General features: G+C 74.2%; 11 protein-coding genes. 2 read left to right on the top strand and 9 right to left on the bottom strand.

Annotated elements, in window-relative coordinates:
* Positions 1-70 precede the first annotated feature (70 nt).
* The 3 genes from WMF43_RS27430 to WMF43_RS27420 all read right to left on the bottom strand — a co-directional run bounded on the left by WMF43_RS27430 (position 71) and on the right by WMF43_RS27420 (position 3,046).
* Positions 71-496: a hypothetical protein gene (locus tag WMF43_RS27430; RefSeq protein ID WP_437668924.1), complete on the bottom strand. Its 426-nt coding sequence runs from the start codon at positions 494-496 to the stop codon at positions 71-73.
* A 278-nt stretch (positions 497-774) separates the two neighbouring features.
* The gene (locus WMF43_RS27425) at positions 775-1,392 is read right to left on the bottom strand and encodes a pyridoxamine 5'-phosphate oxidase family protein (RefSeq protein ID WP_437668923.1); all 618 of its coding nucleotides are present in this window, start codon (positions 1,390-1,392) and stop codon (positions 775-777) included.
* 241 nt (positions 1,393-1,633) lie between these two features.
* Complete coding sequence (locus WMF43_RS27420; protein ID WP_437668922.1) at positions 1,634-3,046, bottom strand: serine/threonine-protein kinase; 1,413 nt, start codon at positions 3,044-3,046, stop codon at positions 1,634-1,636.
* Between the two features lie 131 nt (positions 3,047-3,177).
* On the opposite strand from WMF43_RS27420, the gene WMF43_RS27415 reads away from it, so the two are divergent.
* Positions 3,178-7,068 carry a protein kinase domain-containing protein gene (locus WMF43_RS27415; RefSeq protein WP_437668921.1) on the top strand — a complete coding sequence of 1,297 codons (3,891 nt, stop codon included), beginning with the start codon at positions 3,178-3,180 and terminating at the stop codon, positions 7,066-7,068.
* Positions 7,069-7,135: 67 nt separating this feature from the next.
* On the opposite strand, the gene WMF43_RS27410 is transcribed toward WMF43_RS27415, so the two are convergent.
* The 4 genes from WMF43_RS27410 to WMF43_RS27395 all read right to left on the bottom strand — a co-directional run bounded on the left by WMF43_RS27410 (position 7,136) and on the right by WMF43_RS27395 (position 13,950).
* The gene (locus WMF43_RS27410; RefSeq protein WP_437668920.1) at positions 7,136-8,104 is read right to left on the bottom strand and encodes a hypothetical protein; all 969 of its coding nucleotides are present in this window, start codon (positions 8,102-8,104) and stop codon (positions 7,136-7,138) included.
* Positions 8,105-8,402: 298 nt separating this feature from the next.
* Entirely contained in the window at positions 8,403-10,121 is a 1,719-nt protein-coding gene (locus WMF43_RS27405; RefSeq protein ID WP_437668919.1) for a hypothetical protein, read from the bottom strand.
* 161 nt (positions 10,122-10,282) lie between these two features.
* Complete coding sequence (locus WMF43_RS27400; protein ID WP_437668918.1) at positions 10,283-11,656, bottom strand: sigma 54-interacting transcriptional regulator; 1,374 nt, start codon at positions 11,654-11,656, stop codon at positions 10,283-10,285.
* A gap of 275 nt (positions 11,657-11,931) precedes the next feature.
* Positions 11,932-13,950, bottom strand: coding sequence for an RICIN domain-containing protein (locus WMF43_RS27395; protein ID WP_437668917.1), 2,019 nt, complete (start codon positions 13,948-13,950; stop codon positions 11,932-11,934).
* Positions 13,951-14,745: 795 nt separating this feature from the next.
* Between WMF43_RS27395 and WMF43_RS27390 the strand changes: the two genes are divergently transcribed.
* On the top strand, positions 14,746-16,752 hold the full coding sequence (locus WMF43_RS27390) for a TonB-dependent receptor plug domain-containing protein (protein ID WP_437668916.1): 2,007 nt from the start codon (positions 14,746-14,748) through the stop codon (positions 16,750-16,752).
* 15 nt (positions 16,753-16,767) lie between these two features.
* Here WMF43_RS27390 and WMF43_RS27385 read toward each other — a convergent pair whose 3' ends face one another.
* Positions 16,768-18,603: a glucuronyl esterase domain-containing protein gene (locus WMF43_RS27385; RefSeq protein WP_437668915.1), complete on the bottom strand. Its 1,836-nt coding sequence runs from the start codon at positions 18,601-18,603 to the stop codon at positions 16,768-16,770.
* A gap of 485 nt (positions 18,604-19,088) precedes the next feature.
* Positions 19,089-22,967 (bottom strand): SIR2 family protein, encoded by a 3,879-nt coding sequence (locus WMF43_RS27380; RefSeq protein ID WP_437668914.1) that lies wholly within the window; start codon positions 22,965-22,967, stop codon positions 19,089-19,091.
* Positions 22,968-23,067 lie beyond the last annotated feature (100 nt).

Raw genomic sequence — 23,067 nt, 5'->3', positions numbered from 1 at the left:
GGAACTCCCGGCAGAGCGGTCGGGCTTTGCAACTCACCAAATTCAGGAACCTTTTGGCCTGTTCGGTGCTTTAGTCGCCCCACGGAGGAGCCGCCGTTGCTCCACAGCCCAGGGGACCGGGACACGGCGCTCGCTCTTCGCAGGGGCCGAGGCGGGTCACCTTGGCGATGCCGAGGGTGAGTGTCCAGAGGAGCTCGTTCGGCTGGGGGGTGGCGCGCACGTCGTACTCGGCGCCGGTCGTCAGGGTGAGCCCCAAGCTCTCCTGCTTGAGCTGGTACCTGGGCCGGCTGTGCGCGTGCACTGCGGGCCAGATGATGAGCTCCCGGCAACGGGAGAGCGACGCGTCGCCGTCGAACAACGAGGTCACGCCGAGCTCGACGGAGGGGGCGCCGAAGCCGATCGCGAGCGTGCTGTCGACGTGCCCGAGCTCGACGAGGGCGAGGCTCGCGCCGAGGTGCGGGAGGAGAGGCGCACCGAGGCGGACCGGGATGTACATTAGCCCGAGGCCGAACGCGACCTGCTGCGCGTCGGGACCGACCCGGGCGCGGAGCTCGGGACCGTCGAGCAGGTGCTCGTCTCCCGTGAGCTCTCTGACGCGCGCCGCTGCCTGGTGACGGCCCGTCGTGAGAGAGTGCGCATATCCCAGATCGGCCGTACGGACCGACGAGCAAGCCGTGCACAGCAGCGCGAGCGCAATCGGGAGGCGCAGGGCCGCAGGAGAGCAAGACGATCCGAGGGCGTCAAGGCGCCGTCGCGCTCCTGCCTCGCAACGTGTCAGCGCTCCCGCGAGGGAAGTGTTCCGCTCGACGACGCCGCGCCGGACGAGGCGCCCTGGTCCGAAGCCGACGCCGCGGGCAGGCCCGGCAGGCCGTCGATGCTCGTCGCGTTCTTCTCCTGCCGGTAGCGCACGAGGCCCTCCGGACCCTTCCGAACAGCCCATTTCGACAGCGTGTCTCGCTCGCGCTCGAACGTCATGAGCGGCACCGCATAACCACACGACGTCGCGATGCGATCGAGCGCGACCTGGATCACCGACCGGACGCCGGGGAGCCGCGGGAAGAGGCCGGCCAGCGCCTCGAAGCGCGGGTCCTCGGGGAAGATGGGCTCGCCGCGGCCCTGGAGGCGGACGATGCGGGGCGGGCCGGCGAAGGCGCAGAACATCAGCGTGATGCGGCCGTTGTCGCGCAGGTGCGCGATCGTCTCCACGCCGCTGCCGGTCAGGTCGAGGTAAGCCACCGTCCGCGGGTCGAGGACGCGGAAGGTGTCGTTTCCCTTCGGCGAGACATTGACGTGCCCACCGCTGCCCGAGGGCGCCGAGGCGACGAAGAAGACGTGCTGCTCGGTGATGAAGGCGGCGAGCTCGTCGTCGAGCTCGGAGAAGGTTCGGCCCATCGCTCAGCTTTATCACGCCGCGCGCGTCCCGCTGCCGGACGTCGCGCTCACGCGGAGGTGCGATTGGAGCACGCGAGGGCGCCGTGGAGGAGGGCAGATGCCAGGCCGAGGTCGCGGCGCGGCATGATCGGCTGAGTGGTGAGCTCTGCGTGATAGGGACAGCGACGCGGCAGGATAACGGCGTCTGCAGGAGAACGGCGAAGTCCCCGTCACCGGCGCGCGGCGACGGCGGGGAGGGGGCTCAGCCGAGCCGCGCCACGGCGCCGGCCGGGGCCGCCTCGATCCCGAGCCCCTCGAGCAGCGCGGGCGTCGCGAAGAGGCCGGCCGGCAGGCCCTCCGGGAGCCACGCCGCGACGTCGAGCAGCGGGCCTCCCGCCGGCGCGCCCCCGGCGAAGCGCGCCGGGGCCGCGTGCAGGCAGAGCGCGACGTGCACGCGCGGGTCGCGCGCCGGCCGCGACGCGAGCGCGCCGAGCAGCGCGCGCGCCGCCTCGACCGCCGACCGCCGCGCGGCGCGCTCGCCGCCGGGGAGCGCGCCCGGATCGAGGACGTAGAGCGCCGCGTGGCCGGCCTCGACCGCGGCGCGGAAGCCGCGCTCCGCGAGGCGCGCGAGGGCGGCGGGCTGGATCGTCTCCAGATCGTCGAGCAGGCCCGGCTCCGCGTCGTCCAGCGCCGCCCCGTCGGCGCGCGCCTCGACGTGGAGGGCGACCGCCGGCCGCTCGGCGCCGGCCGGGAGGGCCGCGCGGCCCGCGGCGCTCCGGAGCTCGGCGAGCAGCGCCGCGGCGCTCTGCTGGCGCCGCCCCGGGTCCTTGCTGAGCGCCCGCAGCACCACCTCGTCGATCGCGGGGTCGACCGGGGCGCGCGCGCTCGGGCGCGGCGGGCGGGCGTGGAGGTGCAGCTGCGGCAGCAGCGCCGACGTCGCCGGGAAGGGCGTCTCGCCGGTGAGCAGGACGTGGAGGAGCGCGCCGAGCGCGTAGACGTCGGTGCGCTGGTCCGTCGGCAGGCCGCGGATCTGCTCGGGCGCCATGAACGTCGGCGTCCCGACGGTCTGCCGCGAGCCGGTGATCGCCGGCCCCGACTCGTCGAGCAGCTTGGCCACGCCGAAATCGAGGAGCACCACGCGCCGCGCCCCCCCGCCGGCGTCCGCGAGGAAGACGTTCGAGGGCTTGATGTCGCGGTGCACGATCGCCTGCGCGTGCGCCGCCGAGAGCGCGTCCGCGAGCGGATCGAGGATCGAGAGCGTCTCGTCCACCGACAGGCGCCCCTCGGCCGCGAGGTGCGCCCGGAGGTCGACGCCGTCGAGCAGCTCCATCGCGAAGTAGGGGCTCCCGTCGGCGAGCTCGCCGACGTCGTGGACGGCGACGACGTTCGGGTGCCGGATGCGCGCGATCGCCCGCACCTCGCGCTCGAAGCGGAGGGCCGCCTCGCGGCTCGAGGCGAGGTCGGCGTGGAGCACCTTGAGCGCGCGCGCGGGGCCGCCCCCCGCCGCGGCGACCACGCGGTACACCGCGCCGGAGCCGCCGTGCCCGAGCAGCGACGCGACGACGTAGTCGCCGACCCGATCCCCGGACGAGAGCGCGCGCCGCTCGCCGCCGGAGGAGCGCCCCCGCGCCACGACCGTGACCATCGGCGCAGGCTCGGTGGCGTCCCGCTTCACAAGAGGCAGATCGTAGCATGCGGGCCGCGCCCCGGCCGCGCTCGCGGGCCTCCGGGCGCGCCGCGCCCGTGCTCCCTCCTCGGCGCGCGCATTCCTGTCGCCGTCGCCGCCGTCACCGATCGAGAGGTCGTTTGCCTCGCTGCCCACGCTGCCACATCCGGATCCCCGCCGCGCGCCCGTGCCCTCGCGACGGCTTCACGCCGCCCGCGGCCTCGGCGGCGGGCGGCGGCGTCCCGCCGCGCGTCGAGGGGTTCGCCGTGAGCGGCGAGCTCGGCCGTGGCGGGTCCGCCGTGGTCTGGGCGGCCACGCGCCGCGACGACGGCGCCGCCGCCGTCATCAAGGTGGCGCGCGCCGGCACGGCGCTCGCGCGGGCGCGCTTCGCGCGGGAGGCGGCGGCGATGTCGCGCGCGGGCGCGCCGCCGGCGCCCGCGCTCCTCGCGAGCGGTCAGCTCGAGGACGGCCGCCCGTACCTCGCGATGGAGCGGGTGCGCGCGCCGACGCTCGCGGCGTGGATCGAGGCCCGCGCCGCGCGCGCGGGCGCGGGCGCGGCGGCCGACGTGCGCGAGGCGGCCGACGCGCGCGAGGCGGCCGATCTCGAGGGGGCGCTCGCCGTCGCCGGGGCGGTGCTCGCGGCGCTCGGCGCCGTGCACGCCCGCGGCGTCGTGCACCGCGATCTCTCGCCCGACAACGTGGCGATCGACACGACCGGCCCTGCCGTGCGCGCCACGCTGCTCGACTTCGGCCGGGCGTGCGCGCCGGGCGACGGCACGGACGCGCCGGGCGACGGCGCAGCGTGGGCCGGCCCCGAGCGGACCCGCTCGGGCGTGGCGGTGGGCACGCCCGAGTACATGGCCCCCGAGCAGATCCGCGGCGAGGCCGCGGGCGACGCGCGGACGGACCTCTACGCCTTCGGCGTGATCCTCCACGAGCTCCTCGCGCTGCGGCCGCCGTTCGTCGGCGACCGCAGCGCGATCGAGCACGGTCACCTCCACCTGCGCCCGCCGCGCTTGCCGGCCGAGGCGGGCGCCCCCGAGGCGGTGCAGGCGCTCGTCCTCGCCTGCCTGGCGAAGGACCCCGCCGAGCGCCCGGCCAGCGCCGAGGCGCTCGGGCGCGCGCTCGCGGCCGCGCGCGGCCCCACGCCGCCCGCCGCGCTCGGGGCCGTCGGGTCGTCCGGAGCCGCCGAGGCCCCCGAGCCGGCTGCGGGACCCGCGCCGCCCGCGCCGCTCATCGCGGAGGGCCGCCGGCTGATGGCGCTCGTCGCCGTCGAGACCGCGGCCGACGCGGCGCAGGTGAGCGCCGCGGTCGCGCGGCGCGCGGGCTTCGTGGCGCGGCGCCGCGGCCGGCGCTTCGTCGCGGTCTTCTCGGGCGCCGACGTCGAGGCGCCGCTCGCGGCCGCGCTCGCCGCCGCCGAGGACCTCACCCGCGGCGGGGGCGCGCGCGCCGCGGTCCACCTCGCCGCGCTTCGCAGCCGTCCGCGCGGCGACGGCCCGCCCGCCGTCTACGGCGCGGCGGTGGAGCAGCCCGAGACCTGGATCCCCGACGGCCCGGGCCCCGCCGTCGCGCTCACCGACGCGGCCGCCCGCGCGCTCCCGGCGGCGCGCGCCCCCGCGGGCGCCGGCGCGGAGGTGGATCCGCTGCGCGCGCGCGCCGGACCGCCGCTCGTGGGCCGCGACGACGCGCTCGACGCGCTCGCCGCGAGCGCGAGCGCCTGCTTCGCGCGCGGCGCGCCGGGGCTGTTCACGCTCCTCGGCGAGCGCGGCCTCGGCAAGTCGCGCCTCACGGCCGAGGCCGCCGCGCGGGTCCGGCACCTCCGGCCCGACGCGGCGGTGATCGCCGCCGCCGCGGAGCCGCCCGTCGCCGGCGACCCGGCGCGGCCGCTGCACGATCTCCTGCGCCAGGCGCTCGCCGGCGCGCCGCCGGGCGACGAGCCCGGCCCGCGCGCGCTCGCCGCCGCGCTGCGCGCCCGCGCGCGCCGCTCGCCGGTCGCGGTCGTCCTCGACGACGCGCACTGGGCGCCCGACGGCCTCCTCGACGCGCTCGAGGTCGCGACGCTCGACGGCGAGCGCGGGGCCCTCTGGGTGCTCGTCGCCGCGGAGCCCCGGCTCGCCGCCGCGCGCCGGGGCTTCGGCGCGCGCGCCGCCCGGCACGACGCGCTCACCCTGGCCCCGCTCGACGCGGCCGCCGGCGCCCGCCTCTCGGCCGCGCTGCTCGCGCCCGCCGAGTACCCGCCCGCGGCCGCGCTCGAGCGGCTCCACGGCTGGGCCGGCGGCAACCCCGCGGCGCTCGTGGAGCTCGCCGCCGCGCTCAAGGAGGCCGGCATGGTGCGCCGGCGCGCGCGGACGGGCAGCTTCTACCTCGCCACCGCGGCGCTCGATCACCTCCCGCCCTCGCCCGCGTGGCAATGGCTCGCCACCCGCCAGCTCGATCTGCTGCCGCGCGAGATCGCGGCCTGCGCCCGGCTGTGCGCGGTCCTCGGCGTCACGTTCAGCGCCGCGGAGCTCGAGGGCGTCCAGCGCGCGCTCGAGCGCGGCGGCGGCGCGACCACGCCCGTCGACGCGCGCGCCGGCCTGCGCGCGCTGCGCGACCACGGCCTGCTCGAGCAGCGCGCGCCCGACGGGTTCGCCTTCCGGAGCGCCGCGCTCCGCGACGCGCTGTACGGGATGCTCGACCCGTCGCACCGGGATCGGGTCCACCAGGCGGCGCTCGAGGTGTGGCGGCGCGCGCCGGATCCGGGCCCGGACGCGCTCGAGCGCCTCGCCCAGCACGCCGCGGCCGCGGGCGCGCGCGAGGAGGCCGCGGCCGCGTCGATCCGGCTCGCCGAGGGCGCGCTCGCGGCGCACGAGCACGTGGCCGCCGACGCCCACGCGACGCGCGCGATCGAGGTGCTCGGCGAGGCTCCTGGCGAGGCGCCCGGCGGCGCCGGCGGGGTGGCGAGGGCGCGCGCGCTCACGCTGCGGGGGGCAGCCCGCTACCGGATCTCGCGCGCCCGGGAGGCGCTCGAGGACCTCGCGGCGGCGGCCTCCGCCGCGCGCGCGGCGGGCGCCGACGTGCTCCTCTGCGAGGCGCTGCTCGAGCAGGCCGCGGCGCTCGACTGGGACAACGACTTCGCCGGCTCGGCGGAGCGCGTCGACGAGGCGCGACCGATCGTCGCGCGGCTCGGCGACCGCCGGCTCTCGCGCCGCCTCGTCGTGGCCGAGGGGCGCTGCGCGTGGCGGGGCGCGCGCATCCCGGAGGCGGTCGACAAGCTGAGCCGCGGCGCGGCGCTGGCCGAGGCGGACGGGGACTACGAGGCGCGCGTCGTGGCGCTCCTCCTGCTCGCCTGCGCGCTCGTGGTGGAGGGCCGGATCGAGGAGGCCGAGGCCCGCTTCGACGAGGTGATCGCGCTCGCGGCCTCGGCGAAGGACAACGTCCACCTCTGCGTGGCGTACTGCAACCGGTTCTTCGTCTGGACCGTGAAGAAGTCGGTCGAGCGCGCGGTGGACGACCTCCGGCGCGCGGTCGAGCTGGCCCGCGAGGTGGGCAACCCGTGGCCCGAGCGCGCGGCGACGGGCAACCTCGCCGAGCAGCTCTTCTGGAACGGGAGCGACGACGAGGCGGTGGAGCTCGCCCGGCGCGGCCGCGCGCTCGAGGAGCGCTTCATGGAGCGCCCGGTGATCGAGCTCTCGCTGATGCTCGCCCGGCTGCACGCCGCGCGCGGCGAGGACGCCGAGGCCGCGGCGCAGGTCGCGTGGATCCGCGCGAGCTGTCCGCCCGGCCCGTCGGCGCCGAACGCGCAGGCCCTGCTCGACGCGGTGGGCCTCGCGATCGGCGCGCCCGGCGGCGCGAGCTGGGAGGAGACGCTGGCGCGCTCGCGCGGCCTGCTCCCGATCGAGCGGATCGAGGCGCTCTACTTCCTCTCGCGCGCCGCGCGGCGCGCCGGCCGGGAGGCCGACGCGCGCGCGGCCTTCGCCGAGGCCCGGCCGCTGCTCCCGGAGGGTTTCTCGTTCGCCCGGCGCTTCGCCGCGCTGGGGTTCGACGGGTGAGCCGCTGGGCGCTACCGCCGCCGCCGCCGCCCGCGCGAGGCGCTCGCCGCGCGCGTCGCGCCCGGGCTCAGTCGAGCCGTGGATCCGGATCGGCGACGCCGATAGGCGCCGTTTCCCCGGCGGGGGCGCCGCCGATCGGGTCGACCTCTCCGGTGGGCACGTTATCCGGCGAGGACTTGGGGGGAGAGGCGGTGTTCACCGTGACGACCTCCCCGTACGGCCCCGAGCTCGGCGCGGTCCCGCGGCAGTCGCCGTAGGTGTCCCGATCCTCGCGGCAACGGTCCTTGCAGGATCCGAGGAGCGTGAGCCCACACGCCTCCTCGTCGAGGTGACAGGTGCGCCCTTGTCCCTCGAACAGGACGCTGGTCGAGGTGCCCCTGCACGCGAACCGCTCCGGGGCGTCGAGGAAGAGGTCGCCGAAGTACGCCGCTTCCTGCTCGCCGTAGGCCCTCTCTTCCTCGGGGGCGGCCGGGAAACGCGGCCCGCGCAGCGAGATCGCGACCTGCTTGCCCTGGCTGTTCATGTGCGCGAGCAGGCACGCGCTCACCCAGCGCTGCTCGTCGCCGGAGAGCGCGCGGTCGGCATACCAGGCGGGGGCGAGGCCGTGACCCCCCTTGAAAGCGTAGCTCCCGCCGTTGAGCTGGTTCGGGATCACGAGCGTCTGGTCGTTCCTCAGAGCGCAGTACGTCAGGTAGGCCATTGCCTGCAGGAGCGACCCTCTGTTCGCGCCGCTGCTGCTCACGTTCGCGGCGAGTGAGCCGGACGCGGCGGAGAGGCTGCGCGCCTTGACGCCGTGGAGAAGGCGAAGGAACACAGGGCCTTGCGCGAACGTGCCGGAGAAGCCGTTCAGCGAGATGACGTCGGGGTGGTTGCCGGAGGGCGCGGGGAGCGGGGGCTCGCCGTCGCTGATCACGGCCTGCGCCGATTCGCCGAGCGCGGGGTAGGGGTCGTCCGTCGCGGCGGCGCAGCCGAGCGCAGCGGGGCTCGATCCGAGGAGTGCCAGGAGGAGGTACAGGGGAGTTCCTTGTTTCGTCATTGGTGCCGCGACGCGCTGTTGCAGCGCCCGTGCCGGCAGCCCGTGCCGGCAGCCCGTGCCGGCAGCGTGGTGCCCGCAGCGCCCGCGCTGGGCGGCAGGCCTCGCGGATCGCCGGGCAGGGCGCGCGGCGCGCCGCCGCCCTGTTGGCGCGCGCCCACAGCTGTAGGCGCGCGCCTACGGTGGCCCCCGGAGGGCCGGCCGGCCGGCCTCTCCGCGGCGCCGGCGCTGCTCGACGGGCTCGGGAGCGACGCGGCGCCGTCCCAGCCGTGGCGCGGCTCGGCGCGCGCCCGCCCTGCGATCACCACGCGCCGGTGACGGGGATGTCGTCGGGCAGCCCGAACTGGAGCGCGCGGTCGGCGCCGTCCCAGCCGTTGCCGTTCATGTCGAGGAACCACATCCCGTTCGACGGCCGCCACACGCCGACGAGGCTCCGGGCGGTCCCGCTCCAGCGTCCCACCACGGGCTTATCCCCTGCCTGGCCGAGCCGGATGGGCAGCTCGCCGTCATATCCATTGCCGTTGAGATCGAGGTGGAACTCCCCGTTCCGGAAGACGCCGACGCGCGTCCGCCCCGTGCCGGTCCAGTCGCCCACGAGGGGCACGTCGCCGCGCAGGCCGAACTGGAGCACTCGGTCGGCGCTGTCCATCCCGTTGCCGTTCATGTCGAGGAGCCAGTACATCATGCCGTCGGACAGCACCCAGACGACGCCGGCGCGCGTCTGCCCGCTGCCGTCCCAGCTCCCCACGACCGGCGTGTCCCCCGGATCGCCGAAGTGGATGACGCGATCGGACGGGTCGTACCCGTTGCCGTTGAGATCGAAGAACCATACGCCGTCCCGGAAGACGCCGACGCGCGTCTGTCCCGTGCCGGTCCAGTCGCCGACCACGGGCACGTCGCCGGGCAGCCCGAACTGGAGTTGCCGATCGACGCCGGGCGACCACCCATTGCCGTCGACGTCGAGGAACCACATCCCGTCGGCGTCGCGAAACACGCCGGGCTTCGAGCGACCGCCGCCGGTCCAGTCGCCCACGACCGGCGTGTCGCCGGTGACGGAGAAGCTGATCGCGGCGTCGCCGTCCCACCCGTTGCGGTTGCGATCGAGCACCCAGGTGCTCAGCGCACGGAAGACCCCGACCCCGGTCGCCCCAGGCCTGGTCGGGGCGACATCGTGGCTCGATTCGTTGTACACCGTGATGACCTCCGGGTATGTCGCGCCGCCGTCCCCGCACTGCCCGAAGATGTCCCCGTCTCTGGAGCAATGCTCGGCGCAGGGCCCGAGGACCTGGAGCTGGCACTCCTGCGCGGATTCATGGCAAGTCCGCCCTCCTTTCCTCGCCACCGCGCTGCTCGTCGCGCCGATACACGCGAATCTCTTCGGATCCGGGGCGAAGAGGTCGCCGAAGTACGCGGCTTCTTGCGCGGTGTAGGCCGTCGCCTCAGAGGGGGTGATGGTCAGGCGCGGCGCGCGCAGCGAGATGCGGACCGGCTCGCCGAGCTTGTTGGCGTGCGCGAGCAGGCACGCGCTTACCCAGCGCTGCTCTTCCTGGGTGAGCCCGCGCTGGTCGCCCCAGGACGGGGCGAGGCCGTGGAGACCGTTGAACTGATAGAGGGCTGTCCGTTGCTGATTCCCTACAATGAGTTTCTGGCCGTGGCTCAGGGCGCAAGATATTGTGTACGCCATCGCGTCGCGGAGCTGCTCGTTCTCCACGCCGGTCACCTTGGTGAAGATCAATTCGGACGCGCTGGAGAGGGGGGCGGCCTTGAGGTCGCCGAGGAGGCGGAGGACGCGGGGGTCCTGCATGAAACGGCCGTCGAGGCCGTTCAACGAGATGACATGAGGCATCTGGGGGATGGGCGCCGGCGCCGGCGCCGGCGGCTCGTCGCCGCTGAGCACGGCCTGCGCCGATTCGCCGAGCGCGGCGGGCGTGTCGTCCGCCGCCGCGACGCAGCCGAGCGCAGCGGGGCTCGATCCGAGGAGTGCCACGAGGAGGTAATGGGGAATGTCTTGTGTTTTCATGGTGTCGCGGCTCCGCATTGCAGCGCCCGTGCCGGGCGGGCAGCGCCCGTACCGGGCGGCGGGCCTCGCAGATCGCCGGCGCTGCCGTCCTCACGGCGGCGCTTTGCGCGCGGCGTGTTCCTGTCCCTGTAGGCGCGCGCCCACAAGGTGTAGGCGCGTGCCTACTCGTCGCGCGCCGACAGATCGTGGCGGCGGAGCAGCTCGTGCAGGTGGCTCCGGTCCATGCGCGCCGCACGCGCGGCCGCCGAGAGGTTGCCGCCGTGGGCGCGGAGCAGCCCCCGGAGGTACGCGCGCTCCCAGCGCGCCGTCGCCTTCTCCTTGGCGGCGCGGAACGAGAGCGCCGGGTCGAACGCGCCCTCGGGCGCGGACGGCGCGGCGCTGTCCGGCGCGCGCTCGTCGTCCTCGTCGCCGCCGTCGCGCCACGGCGCCGCGTCGCCGAGGAGCACGGCGCGCTCGACGGCGGCCCGCAGCTCGCGCACGTTGCCGGGCCAGTCCTGCTGCGAGAGCGCCTCGATGAGCTCCGCGGGCGGGCTCGGATCGCCGTCCGTGACGAGCTGCTCGTAGAAATGGGCGACGAGCAGCGGGATGTCCTCGAGCCGCTCGCGCAGCGGCGGGATGCGGATCCGCACCACGTTGAGGCGGTAGAACAGATCGGCCCGGAAGCGGCCGCGGTTGACCTCCTTCCGGAGGTCGCGGTGGGTCGCCGCGACGACGCGCATGTCGAGCGGCACCGGATCGAGGCTGCCGACGCGCTTGACGACGCGCTCCTCGAGCGCGCGGAGCAGCTTGGGCTGCATGTCGAGCGGCAGCTCGCCGATCTCGTCGAGGAAGACGGTGCCGCCGCGCGCCGCCTCGAAGGCGCCCGGGCGCGACGCCACCGCGCCGGTGAACGCGCCCTTCACGTGCCCGAAGAGCTCGGCCTCGATGAGGTTCGGCGGGATGGCGGAGCAGTCGACCACGACGAAGGGCCCGCCCGCGCGCGGGCTGCTCTGGTGGATGGCCTCGGCGACGAGGCCCTTGCCGGTGCCGGTCTCGCCCTCGATCAGCACGGTGGAGGCGCTCCCCGCGATCCTGGGCAAGAGGGCGAACAGGCGGCGCATGGCGGCGCTCTGCCCGAGGGCGCGGCCGTAGCGCTCCTCGTCGCTGAGCGGCTGGCGGACCTCCTCGTCGAGGTGGTCGAAGCGCAGCGTGGTCTCGCCGACCCCGAGGGTGGTGCCCGCCTTGAGGTAGGCCGAGCGGACGCGGTACCCGGCCATGGTCGTGCCGTTCTTGCTGTCGAGGTCCCGGAGCAGGAATCCGTCGGCCGTGGCGGTGATGGAGCAGTGGTGGCGCGAGACGGTCGGGTCGGAGAGCGTGAGGTGCGTGCCCGGCGCGGTGCCGATGACGAGCTCGGGCTCGTCCGAGACCCGCGTGAGGCCGCGCTCCGGGCCCTCGAGGACCTTGAGCCGGAAGCGCCGGAACACGAGCTCCCTGGAGCGGGACACGAGCGCGCGGGTCTCGTCGGGCGAGGCGGGCGACGGCGGGCCGTGCGACATCCGGCCGAGGCTACCACGGGGCCGCGGGCGGCTGCTGGCGGGCTCAAAGGGGGAGGCTCCGGGGGGCGCTCGACGGGGCGGCGACCCGCGCGGGATGCCCCGGGGCTTCGGGAACGGGTCGTCGACCTGCCCGGGATGCCCCCGGGCTTCCGGGAACGGGTCGGCGTGGTGTTTGCGCAGGCCGATCGGGTTCTTTCCAGGGGTCGATCACCTGCCGGAGAGGCCGGGGGGCGTCCGGAACCGGGACGTCGACCTGTCCTGCGACCCTCCGGGCATCACCCGCCGCTCGGGCGCTCGTAGGCGCCGATGTCAGGCGCCGCGCCCTGGGGCCGCGCGACCGGGCGGAAGCAGCCCTCGACGCCGCCCACGCTGGCGATGTACGTGTAATCGGGCGCGTACTGCCACCACGTGACCGGCTGCCCCGGTTGCTGCTTCAGGCACCTCGGATCGAACCCGATGTCGTCCGTGGGGGCCGACGTGCTCGTGCCCGCGTCGATGAGCTGCGTCGCGCCACTGGTCAAGTGGAAGTCGAGCACGCCCGACGTGCTCGTGAAGAACGGCGCCGCGGCCCCGCCGTTCAGGAGCAGGTTGTTCGACTGCGTGACGCCCGTCGCGCCGAAGAGGGCCTGGTTGCCGCTCGACGCGACCGCGACGTTGTTGCGCACCACGGCGCCGGCGCGCGAGCCCGCGTCCGAGAAGAAGATCTCGTGATGATATTGGACGTTCGGGTCGATGCCGTTGCCGAAGCAGGTGTTGTTCGCGATCACGGCGTTCGGGCTCCTCGTCAGACGAATGCACGACCCGCCGTTGCGGAAGCCGATGTTGTTCTCGAACGTGGCGCCCGTGCTGTTCTCGTCCAGGATGAACCCGCTGCCGTCCGACCGGTTGCTGGAGATGTCGATGTTCTCGAACGACACGTTGCCCCGCACCACGTTGTCGAGGGCCGTCCCGCCGACCTGGAACAGGTTGACCCCGCTCGACCAGGACGGGAGCTTGTTGCCGTTGTGCGCGACGATGCTGTTCTCGATGCGCACGCCGGTGGCCTTGTAGAAGGCGATGCCGTTGATGCCGTTGTTCTCCGCGATCGTGTACTTGAGCTCGATGTTGCTGGAAGGGCTGTTCCAGCCGTTCGAGAAGCCGCTCGACGTGTAGTTGCGCGCGGCGATGCCCATCACCCGGATGTACCGGACCGCCGTGTTGACCGGCTCGAACCCCGAGCCGTCGCTGCCGTTGCCGTCGAGGATCGGGAGCTCGCCCGGATAGTTGCGGAACGTGATCCAGGCGGTCGCCGTGCCGGACTTCGTGGGGTGGATCCCGTTGGACCAGCCGGTGTAGGTGCCGCCGCGGATGTAGACCGTATCCCCCGCGTTGGCGGCGCTCACCCCTTTGCCCACGGTCTTGAACGGCCGCGCCTCCGTGCCGGGATTGCTGTCGCTCCCGTTCGTCGCGACGTAGTACTGCGCGCCGCTCGTGCTTCCCCCACCGCCCGAGCCGCCGGCTCCACCCGAGCCGCCCGCGCCGCCAGCACCGCCCGCGCCGCCGGCTCCACCGGAGCCGCCCGCGCCGCCGGTCCCTCCGGCGCCGCCCGAGCCGCCCGCGCCGCCCGCTCCACCGGTGCCCGAGCTGCTGCTGGAGCTGCTGGAGCTGCTGGAACTGCTGCTGGAGCTGCTGGAGCTGCTGGAGCTGCTGCTGGAGCTGCTGGAGCTGCTGCTGGAGCTACTAGAGCTGCTCTCCACGGGCCTGAGCGAGAACTTCTGGTTTTCGCCGTTCGCCCAGCTCCATTGCTGAAGGCCGGTGCCGTCCGTCGTCGCCCGCCCCATGACGTCGAGCGCCTTGCCGCTGCTCCGGATGCTGACCCGCTGGACGCCGGTGGAGATGTCGGTGAACGAGAATTGCTGGCTCCCGCCGGTGCCGCAGGTGGACTGGACGATGGTGGCGCCGTCCGCGGTCGACGCGCCGTTGACCCCGAGGCAGAGGCCGCTGCTCACGTTCTTGAGGCGGTAGTACCCGCTGTCCGCGGCCTCCGCGCGGAACTGCTGTCGCGTCGTGCCGTTGCAGGTGGCGATCTGCGCCGCCGCCGAGCTGGCCGTGCTCCCGTCCCGGATCTCCACGCACTTGTTGCTCTGGGTGCCGACGAGCGTATACACCGCGCTCGTATCGACCGTGATGGCGCCGTCGAGCGAGGCTCCCTCCTCGGCCTCGGCGTCGTACGCCTCCTCGGGGTCGATGACGCACGACACGGCGAGGATGCCCGTCGCCGCCGCGAGCAAGGCCCCCTTGGTCCGAAATCTCATCTTGTTCTCCTGGTCCTGTTAAGCAAGTGAATTGCGAGCCCGCGCTGCTCGACGCCGCGCTCGCGTCGGTCGCGGCGCGCGCCGGGCGCTTAAGGCTCCCGCGTGGCCGCCGTGCTGGCCGTTGCCGCTGCTGATGAACTTCGAGATGCGCGCAGAGCGGATAAGTTTATTCTGTATGCGGCAGGCAACTCGGGCAGGGGACTTCTTGTTCCGAGTCAGGACCTTTGTCAAGACTGTTGCTTATTGCGAGCGGGCCTGTCCCTCACGAAGGTGGGATACTATCTGATGCTGAGTGATGAGGGTGGGCTGGGGCAGGATGAGCGCCGCCCGTGTCCGAGAGCGGTCCTGGATAAGGCAGGATCCACCCATGTCCGGATGGCGAGCTCGTGTGTTTGTGATGGTATAAGGTGATGACATGCGCACGTCGAAGGTGACACCGTGAGCTGTGGCGCCCGCGCAGCCAGGACCGCCAAGGCTCGCCTTCGCCCTGCGGGGACGGGCTGGGTCCGCTCGGTCCCCGCGACGTCGGCGCGGCAGTTCGTCCTTGCCATCCAAGCCGTACTACCCACCGGGCTTTCGCCGCGCGGCTGGCTTTGCTAACCCGGGAGCGCCCGAGCGCTGGCCACCCCGGTCCCCCGGCGGCGCATCCGCGGCATCCGCGTGAGATCTCCCAGCGCACTCTTCACCATCACGCTCCTCGCAGCCGCCAGCCTCCACGCTGACGCAACACGCGCGCAGCCTGCAGCCCCCGCTGGCCAGCCGCCCGCCGGGGCGGCGGCAGCGCCGCCCGCCGACGTGCCCGCCGCTGCGCAGGCTGCGCCGCCCCCCGAGACGGCCGCCGCGCCGGCGGCGCCGCCCGAGACGGCCGCCGCGCCGCCCGAGGCGGCTGCCATGCCGGCAGCGCCGCCCGAGGCGGCTGCCATGCCGGCAGCGCCGCCCGAGGCGGCCGCCGCGCCCGCCGGCATCGAGGTGACCGTCGAGGGGGACCGGGCCCCGCCGGGCTCCGTCTCGCTCTCGCGGCGCGACATCCGGGAGCTGCCAGGCGCCCTCGGCGACCCCTTCCGCGCCATCGAGGTCCAGCCGGGCGTGACCTCCATCGCGAGCGGGCTGCCCTACTACTACATCCGCGGCGCGCCGCCGGGGAACGTCGGTTACTTCTTCAACGGCATCCAGGTGCCGCTCCTGTTCCACGTGGGCGCCGGGCCCGGGGTCATCCCGGCCTCCATCGTCCAGCGCCTCGAGATGCACCTCGGCCCGTACCCGGCCGACATCGGGCGGCTCGCCGGCGCCGCGATCGAGGCCGAGAGCGGGCCGCCGCCCGACTCGTGGCGCGGCGAGGGGAGCCTCCGGTTCGTCGACCTCGGCGGCGTCATCGAGGGGCCGATCGACAAGGACCGGCACGTCCTCTTCGGCGGCCACTACGCCGCCGGCGCGGCGCTCGTCTCCGCGCTCGCGCCGAGCGTCGACGTCGGCTACGCCGACTACCAGCACCGGCAGACGTTCCGGCTCAGCCCGGAGGAGCGCTTCACCGTCTTCGCGTTCGGCGCGTACGACTACCTCGCCAGCATCGACGAGGGCGACGCCGAGGACCCGACCACCGTCCTCCTGGACAGCGACTTCCACCGCGTCGACCTGCGCTACGACCGCGAGGACGCCGCCGGCGCCCGGCTCCGGGCCGCGCTCACGCTCGGGCTCGACCAGTCGCGCCAGGTCGGCGTGGAGCTCGCGCAGGCCTGGAAGCTCAACGCGCGCGTGAGCCTCGCCCGGCCGCTCCTCGCGGGGCGCGCGCTCCTGCGCGCCGGCGTCGACGCCGCGGTCGATCGCTACCACATCGTCCCCCACCTCCAGCCGCCGGACGACGAGCCCGCCGAGGGGACGGCCCAGCTCGACGAGAGCTTCCCCAAGCTCTTCCGCAGCCGGCTCGACCTCGCCCTCGGCGCGTGGGCCGACGCGCTGCTCGTGCTCGACGACCGCTCGACCATCACCCCCGGCGTGCGCGTGGACCACTACACCTCGCTCGGACAGAGCGCGCTCGCGGTGGACCCGAGGATCGTCGGCCGCTTCGGCGTCGGCGACCGGGTGCGGCTCATCCCCGCGATCGGCGTCGCCTCGCAGCTGCCCGGGCTCGCCCCGCTGCCGGCGCTCCAGATCGGCGGCATCCCCGGCGGGCTCCAGCGCAGCCTGCAGTCGAGCTTCGGCGTCGAGGTGGGCCTCGGCCCGGTCGAGCTGAGCGCCACCGGCTTCCGCCAGGTGACCTTCGGCCTGAGCGATCCGATCGGCACCGGCCGCGGCTCGACCCTCAGCGCCGAGCGCTTCCTGACGCGCAGCCTCGGCGACACCTACGGCCTGGAGCTCGGCGCGCGCGGCGCGCTCCGCCGCAACCTGTTCTTCCTCGCGTCGTACACCCTGTCGCGCTCCACGCGCACGCGCGGCGCGGCGACGCTGCCGTCCGCCTACGACCGGACGCACGTCGCGCACGTCGCGCTGCTCTACGACCTCGGCAAGGGCTGGCGCGGCGGCATCCGCCACGTCTTCTACACCGGCTTCCCCGCCGACGAGATCGCCCCCGGCCGCGCCGCGAGCGAGCACCCGGACCGCATCCGCCCGTTCTACCGGCTCGACATGCGCCTGTCGAAGCGCTGGGCCCTCGGCGCGCGGAGCTACCTCGGCCTGGTCTTCGACCTGCAGAACGCGACGCTCACCAAGGAGGTGTTCGACGTGAGCTGCGACGACCGCGGGTGCACCCCGGAGACCTTCGGCCCCATCACGATGCCCGGGCTCGCGATCGAGGGGGGGTTCTGACGCGCGGGGTCCTCGTTACTCGAGGCGCGGCGTCGTCCACCTCATCCACCGGGCCAGGTCGGCCCTCGCCCCGTCGGCCCGGAGCACGGTGGTGCTGTCGGTGCCGCCGCCGACGAGGAACTTCTTCACGTACGCCTCGAGGACCGCGCGCTGCGAGGACGGGAACGCGCAGTGGGTATGGTAGCTGGTCTGCCAGTAGCCCATCTTGTCGGGCACGCCGAGCCCCTCCCAGATCGCGTGGGCGATGGACCCGGCCGTGAAGGTGCTGTCGATGCCGAGCCAGTCGACCTGGTTGTCGATGACGAGCAGCGCGCGCGGGGCGACGAGGCCCATGACCATGTGATGATCGAACGGCAGGTTGTTCACCCGGCTGCCGAAGTTCGTGCCGAAGTTCGAGCGGAACCACGGCTGCTCGTTCGCCGCGTTGGACAGGGTCTGCACGTTCTCCCCGGCGGCGGACTGCGCCTGCGAGACGCGCCAGCTCGCCGAGCCGCCGGCGCCCGACTCCTGCGGGATCGTCAGCGCGATGCGCTCGTCGAACGCACCCGCCATGAGGGCCCCCTTGCCGTTCCGCGAGCAGCCCGTCACGGCGATGCGCCGCGTGTCGATGTTGGCCGCCGGGGTCTTCTCCAGCGCGTCGATGACCCGGCTGATGCCCCAGGCCCACGCGATCATCGAGCTCGCCGCGTGGCTCCTGCCGTAGAGGTCGTAGAACTTGCCCGTCCCGCGCGAGCCGCCCCCGCTCTGGGCGCCCATCCCGTTGTTGTCGAAGTTGGCCGTCGCCACGCCGTTCCGCGTGAATACGCTGGTGTCCAGGTTGTTGCCGCCGACGCCGATGACGAGCGGGATGGCACCCGCAGGCGCCCCGGAAGGCCGGCTGATGTCGATGGAGAAGGAGACGCTCCTCCCCGCCTCGTTGACGCCGACCGTCAGCCTGTTCCCCGAGAACGACCCCGTGACATTGTCTTTGTTCACCGCGGGCTTCGGTCCGGACTCGTACTCCTCGACCTGCGCCTTGATCTCTGCGCGTCGACAAGCCCACTCCGACTTCCTCGTGATCCGTGAGCCGCTCACGTTCAGGAACGGATCCTGATGCGTCTCGAACGCCGGGAGAGCCGACGCGGCAGGCAAGGCCGGCCTGGGGCAGCTCGCGCCGCTGTCTTCGACGGGGCCGGTGCCGGTGGTGCCGCCGCCGCTGCCGCCCGCGCCGCCGCTGCCGCCCGCGCCGCCGCTGCCGCCGGAGCCGCCTGCGCCGCCGGAGCCACCCGCGCCGCCGCTGCCGCCGGCGCCGCCGCTGCCGCCGGCGCCGCCGCTGCCGCCGGCGCCGCCGCTGCCGCCCGCGCCGCCCGTTCCGCTGCTCGACGAGGAGCTCGAGGACGCGCTCGAGCTGCTGCTGGAGGAAGAGCTGCTGCTAGAGGACGTGGTCGTCGTGGTGCTCGAGCCGCCGCTGCCGGTGACCGAGACGATGGTGGGCCTCCCGCTGCCGTTCGCGCAGAACCCGAAGGTCGTCGCTGCGGTCGTGGACAGCCTGCCGTTGTAGCTCAGGTTGCGGGCGGTCAGCTGCCCGCCCGACGAGGAGGTGGTCGCGTTCCACGAGTTGTTCACCGTCGAGCCGTTGAGCCCGACGACCACGGTCCAGCTCGTGGCCGTGCCCGTGAGCGACACGTCAGCGCAGTATCCACTGGACCACTGCGACCGGAGGATGATGTCCGCCGACACCGACCCGTCCGCGCTGGTCAGCTCGGAGTCCAGAGATTCGCTGTACTCCTCATCATAGGACCCGACGGTGCAGGCGATCAGGCAGCCAGCGAGCGGAGCGGAGACGTAGCCAAGCAAGCGAGTGATACGCATTAAGGTTCTCCATGGTGGGACCGGTTGAGTCGCGGGCTTCTGCTCAAGCTGAAGATGTGAACCCGCGAGACGCCTGCGAGCTCCCTCGATCCCTTGTTAGAGCCCAGAATTCCCGGCCAGCGCGCTTTTGATCACGGTTGAGCCCGCGAGCCTGTGCCGACCACGTGCCTGGATCCGGAACCGCAAGATGTTCGTTCACTCTCCTGGAAAAGCGACGGTATGTCGGTTTGCGCGTCTCCCCGACATGGGCTCCAGCCCGCGAGGCGCGCCAGCTCGCCGAGCCTCCGGCGCCCGACTGTGGGCAACGAGGTCCTCGTTCCGAGCGTCACAAGTCTGGCCAGGGATCCCGAGAAGTTTCAACGCAAAGGTGCAAGGACGCAAAGGACGCAAAATACACAAAAATTCTGGTTTGCGCCTTTGCGCCTTTGCGTTGAAATCTCTCTTCCTCTCGCGGTGATCCCTGCCAGGACTCGTGACAGGCGGAACTAGGCGGAGCGCGCCGGCGCCGGCGGCCCCTCGAGAGGGACCAGCACGGTAGGGGCGAGACCGCTCGGCATGCCGGCCGTGGCGCGCACGCGAGCGCGCCAAGGCCGCCGCACCTCGGGCAGGACATGGACGCCGGCGAGCTCGCGCCACGCCGCGATCGCGGTGGGCTCGGCCGCGCCCGCCGCGTGGTGGACCGTCGCCAGGGCGGCGGCGAGCGCCGAGGCGCGCTCGACGACCGCGATGCGCTCGACCGCGTCGAGCGGCAGATCATCCGCCGCGGCGCCGTCGCCGGGCGTCCGGTCGAGGTCCGTCGTCTCGATGAAGCAGCGCAGGGCGCGCGAGAGCGCCTCCAGGTGGCGCGCCTCGAGGGGCGGCCGCTTCCGGGACAGGAGCGCCGTCACGCCGGCAAGCGTGTGGGGCAGGCCCGGATGGCGCCCCGTCTCGACGCAGGCGACCAGCACGTCGAGCAGGTGCGCAGGGGGCGGCGCGAGCCGGCCTGCCTGGCCGAGATCGATCCAGATCAACAGGGCAGAGACTCCGTCGCTCACGTCCTCGCCACGGACGCCGAGCAACGCGCGGTGCAGGTCGACGGCGACGTGGTCGGGCTCGGCGACCCCGAGCAGCAGGAGCGACGGCAAGAGAACCACGGCGGCCGTCTCGTGCCGGCGCAGCGGCCCGGCGAGCGCCATCACCTGCTCGCGCGCCCGGCGATCGGCGGGATCGAGGTAGGGCACGAGGGCCGTCGCCACCGTGGCGCTCACGTCGCTGATCGTCTCCCGCGCGCGCCAGCCACGGAGGGGGCCGAGCTCCGGCGGCGAGGGGCTCTCGGCCTGCCAGAAGGCGATGAGCTTGTCGAGCAGGAGGAGCGCCTCCTCCGCCGTCCACGCGATCCGCGGCGCCGCGACGCCGCCCTCGTGGACCTCGGCGATCGGGGCGGTGGTCTCCTTCAGGGACTGGAGGAAGGGCGCCATGTGCCGGGCGTCGCGCAAGCAGCCGAGGACGATGCCGCGCGCTTCCCCCGGTCGCCGCTCGGGGAGCCTGAGCAGGACCGACGGCGAGACGCCGATGTCCGCCGGCGTGACGTGCGCGTCGGTCCGGCTCCAGACGGCGCCCGCGAGGCTCTCGAGCTGGTCCTGGGTGAGCGCGCCGGCGAACGCGAGCGCGGCGAGCCTCCGGGAGGAGCGCCGCCGCAGCTCCGGTGAACCCTCCCTCGCCCAGGTCAGGAGGCGGCCCACGACCGGCGTCCACCGCGCGCCGTCCGAAGGGGTGAGCGGGGGGAGGTCGCTCCAGCGAAGCAGCGAGAACGGCTCCGCCCACGACGCGAGCTCGCTGACCTTGACGCCAGGCTCCTCGGGCATCGGGAACGCCAGCAAGGCGCCCATCCAGGAGGCGAGCTGCTCGGCGGTCGCCGCGTGAAGGACACGGCGGAGCAGCCGCTCGAGCGGGGCGTGCAGCATGAACTCCCGCTGGAACACGGCCGACGTGGACAGGGTGCGGGTGAGCTCGAAGAGCGCGGTCAGCTCGGCCTCGCTGAGGCGGAACGCGAGCCGGGAGAGCACCTCGGCCGCGCCCTCGATGCGCCGCCGGTCCCCGTGGTCGTCGTGGACCCTGGGGCTGGGATCCTGGGCCCGGCGCGCCAGCGCGGCGGGGAGCGCCGAGGACAGCCACGCATACAGCACGTCCACCTCCGCCGCGGGAAGGCGCGCGATCGCCGCGCGATCGAGCAGCCCCGAGCGCGCTTCGCCCTCGTCCAGGGCGCTGTTGGCTCCAGCCCGGATGAGGAGGCCCACGACGAGGCGGGGCGACGTGCTCCAGAGCTGGCGCAGGGCCGCGCGGAGCGCCGGTTGCGCGAAGATCAGCTCGGGCCCGTGATGGAGCGTGTCGAGGAGCGCCCACGCGCTCGCTCGCCCGGACGACCAGCTCGCCGCCCCGCGCGCGGCCCCCGGGTCGAAGCCTCGCGCCCTCTGGACCCGCATGCTGGTGTCCTCCTCGAGCACCGCGTGCTCCCGCGCGTGGAGGTCGTCCCAGGGATTGCCGTCGTCGCGCGCGAGCTCGCGGAACCGGCGCTCTCGCCTGTCGTTCATTCTGTATGGATCGCTCAGATCGGGAGCATAGACGGCGATCACCTGAAGCAGGAGCAGGAGCCATCCTTCTTCGGAGAGGCTCCTGTGATCGACGCGGGCCCGATCGCGGCCGAGCCGCACGCGCTCCAGCGCCCGGGCGGCGATCTCCCGCGCCTCTTCCAGCAGGCCGAGCTCGGCGAGCACCGCGGCGCGCTTGGCCTCCCAGAGGGGAAGGGATGGATCTCCGGGCCAGTCGCGCGACGCCTGGAGCGCCTCGTCGGCCTCGAGCCGTATCAGGTGGTGCCAGCACGTCGCGTACCACCACCGCGCCCGCCACGTGGAGCGGACCGCCGCGACCCGCCGCAGGCGCTCCATCCAGCGCTCGTGGAGCGCGGCGTCCTGGAGCTGCCAGGCATGGCGCACGAGGGAGAAGGCGAGCTCGACCCACACCTCGGCGAGGTCATCCCACCGGAGCGACGGCGTGGCCGCGCTCGGCGTGAGGGACGCGCCGGGGAGATCGATGAGCCGCGGGAGCGGGTTGATGCGCTCGAGGGTCTGCTCGATGAGCGGCGGGAGCGCGCCCGGCAGCGGGACGAGCGCCGTCTCGGCCCGCCAGGCGATCTCGCGGAGCGCCTCGGCCCGCGCGGCGAGGGGGAGCTCCGCGAGGAGGCGCGCGCCGCCGTCGCCGTCGAAGAGACGAAACCATTGCGAGGTGGCTTGCCAGAGCGCGATTCGCGCAGGCTCCGGGCAGACCGCCCAGCCCGGATACGCCGCGCGCTCGCCCTTCCAGCACGTCAGGAGCTCCGCGAGCGTCGCCTGATCCAGCGCGCCGCGCGGCCGATCGAGGCGCGGCGGGGGCTCCGGCGCCGCCGGGGGAGCGAGGAGGGGCGGGGAGGGCGCGGCCAGCGCGACCGCGCTCGCCGGCGGGTCGAGCCTGGGCCACCGCCTCAGGTCGATCGGCTCGCCGGCGTGCAGGCTCTCCAGCAGCCACGCGAGCGCGGCGCGGTGGCGCTCGCCGGGGAGGGGCCAGTCGCGAGGCGGGAAGAGCGGGCCGAGGTCCACGGGAATGACCTGAAGGTGCCGGTAGTAACTCCGCGTGAGCGTCGTCAGGTCGAGGACGCCGCAGAGGTAGAGCCTGGGCGCCGTCGCGCCGAGCTGATCGCGGAGCCAGCCGGCCCATTGCAGAAAGTCCGGATCGGAGCCCGAGAAGCCCACGAGGCAAAGCACGTTCTCCGTCGCCGACTGCCGGACGAGGCTCACGAACGGGGCGAAATCCGCCGGGTAACGCCGGTAATCCTCCTCGGTGAAGATGAAGCGCCGGCGCGCGGGGAGGCTCCCGTGGAGCTTCACGATCCGCGGCCGCTCGGCGCGGGTGAGATCGGCCGGAGCCTCGACGATCTCGTACTTGCGCTCTGGCGCGCGGCGGCGCGCCCGCTCGAGCAGGGTGTCGTGGTTGGTCGTGAAGACGTCCGCCCACGGCAGCTGGAGCAGGCGTTGATGGAGCGGGCCAGGCTCGTATTTGCCGTCGGGGATCAGATCGAGGAGCAGGTCGTCGAGGCGCCCGCGGCCGCAGGTGTCCTCGACCATCTGGCCGAGCCGGAGGGGGTCCAGCTCGGAGGTCCCTGGGTCGACGGCGCTCCTGAGCCCGGACGCGATCTCCGTCCACGACGGGAAATCGGGCACGGCCGGGCTCAGTTTATCGGCGTTGCGGCTCATGCCGGCGCCGACGAGCGCGGCGGCGCGGCTCTCGGGGCGCCACAGCGCTTCCCGCAAGGCCTCGATATGGATGCAGTCTGGCAGGTCGTCGGGTCGCATGCGCTCGGCCGACGCTACGCGAGGCGGCGCGCGGCGTGAACCCTCGCGGCTCGAGCCCGCGGCCCCGCGACCTCAGCTGCGCGTTCCCATGCGCGCGGGG

The organism is Sorangium sp. So ce131, from assembly GCF_051519095.1.
Classification (GTDB): domain Bacteria; phylum Myxococcota_A; class Polyangia; order Polyangiales; family Polyangiaceae; genus Sorangium.
This window is presented reverse-complemented; position numbering and strand designations above follow the sequence as displayed.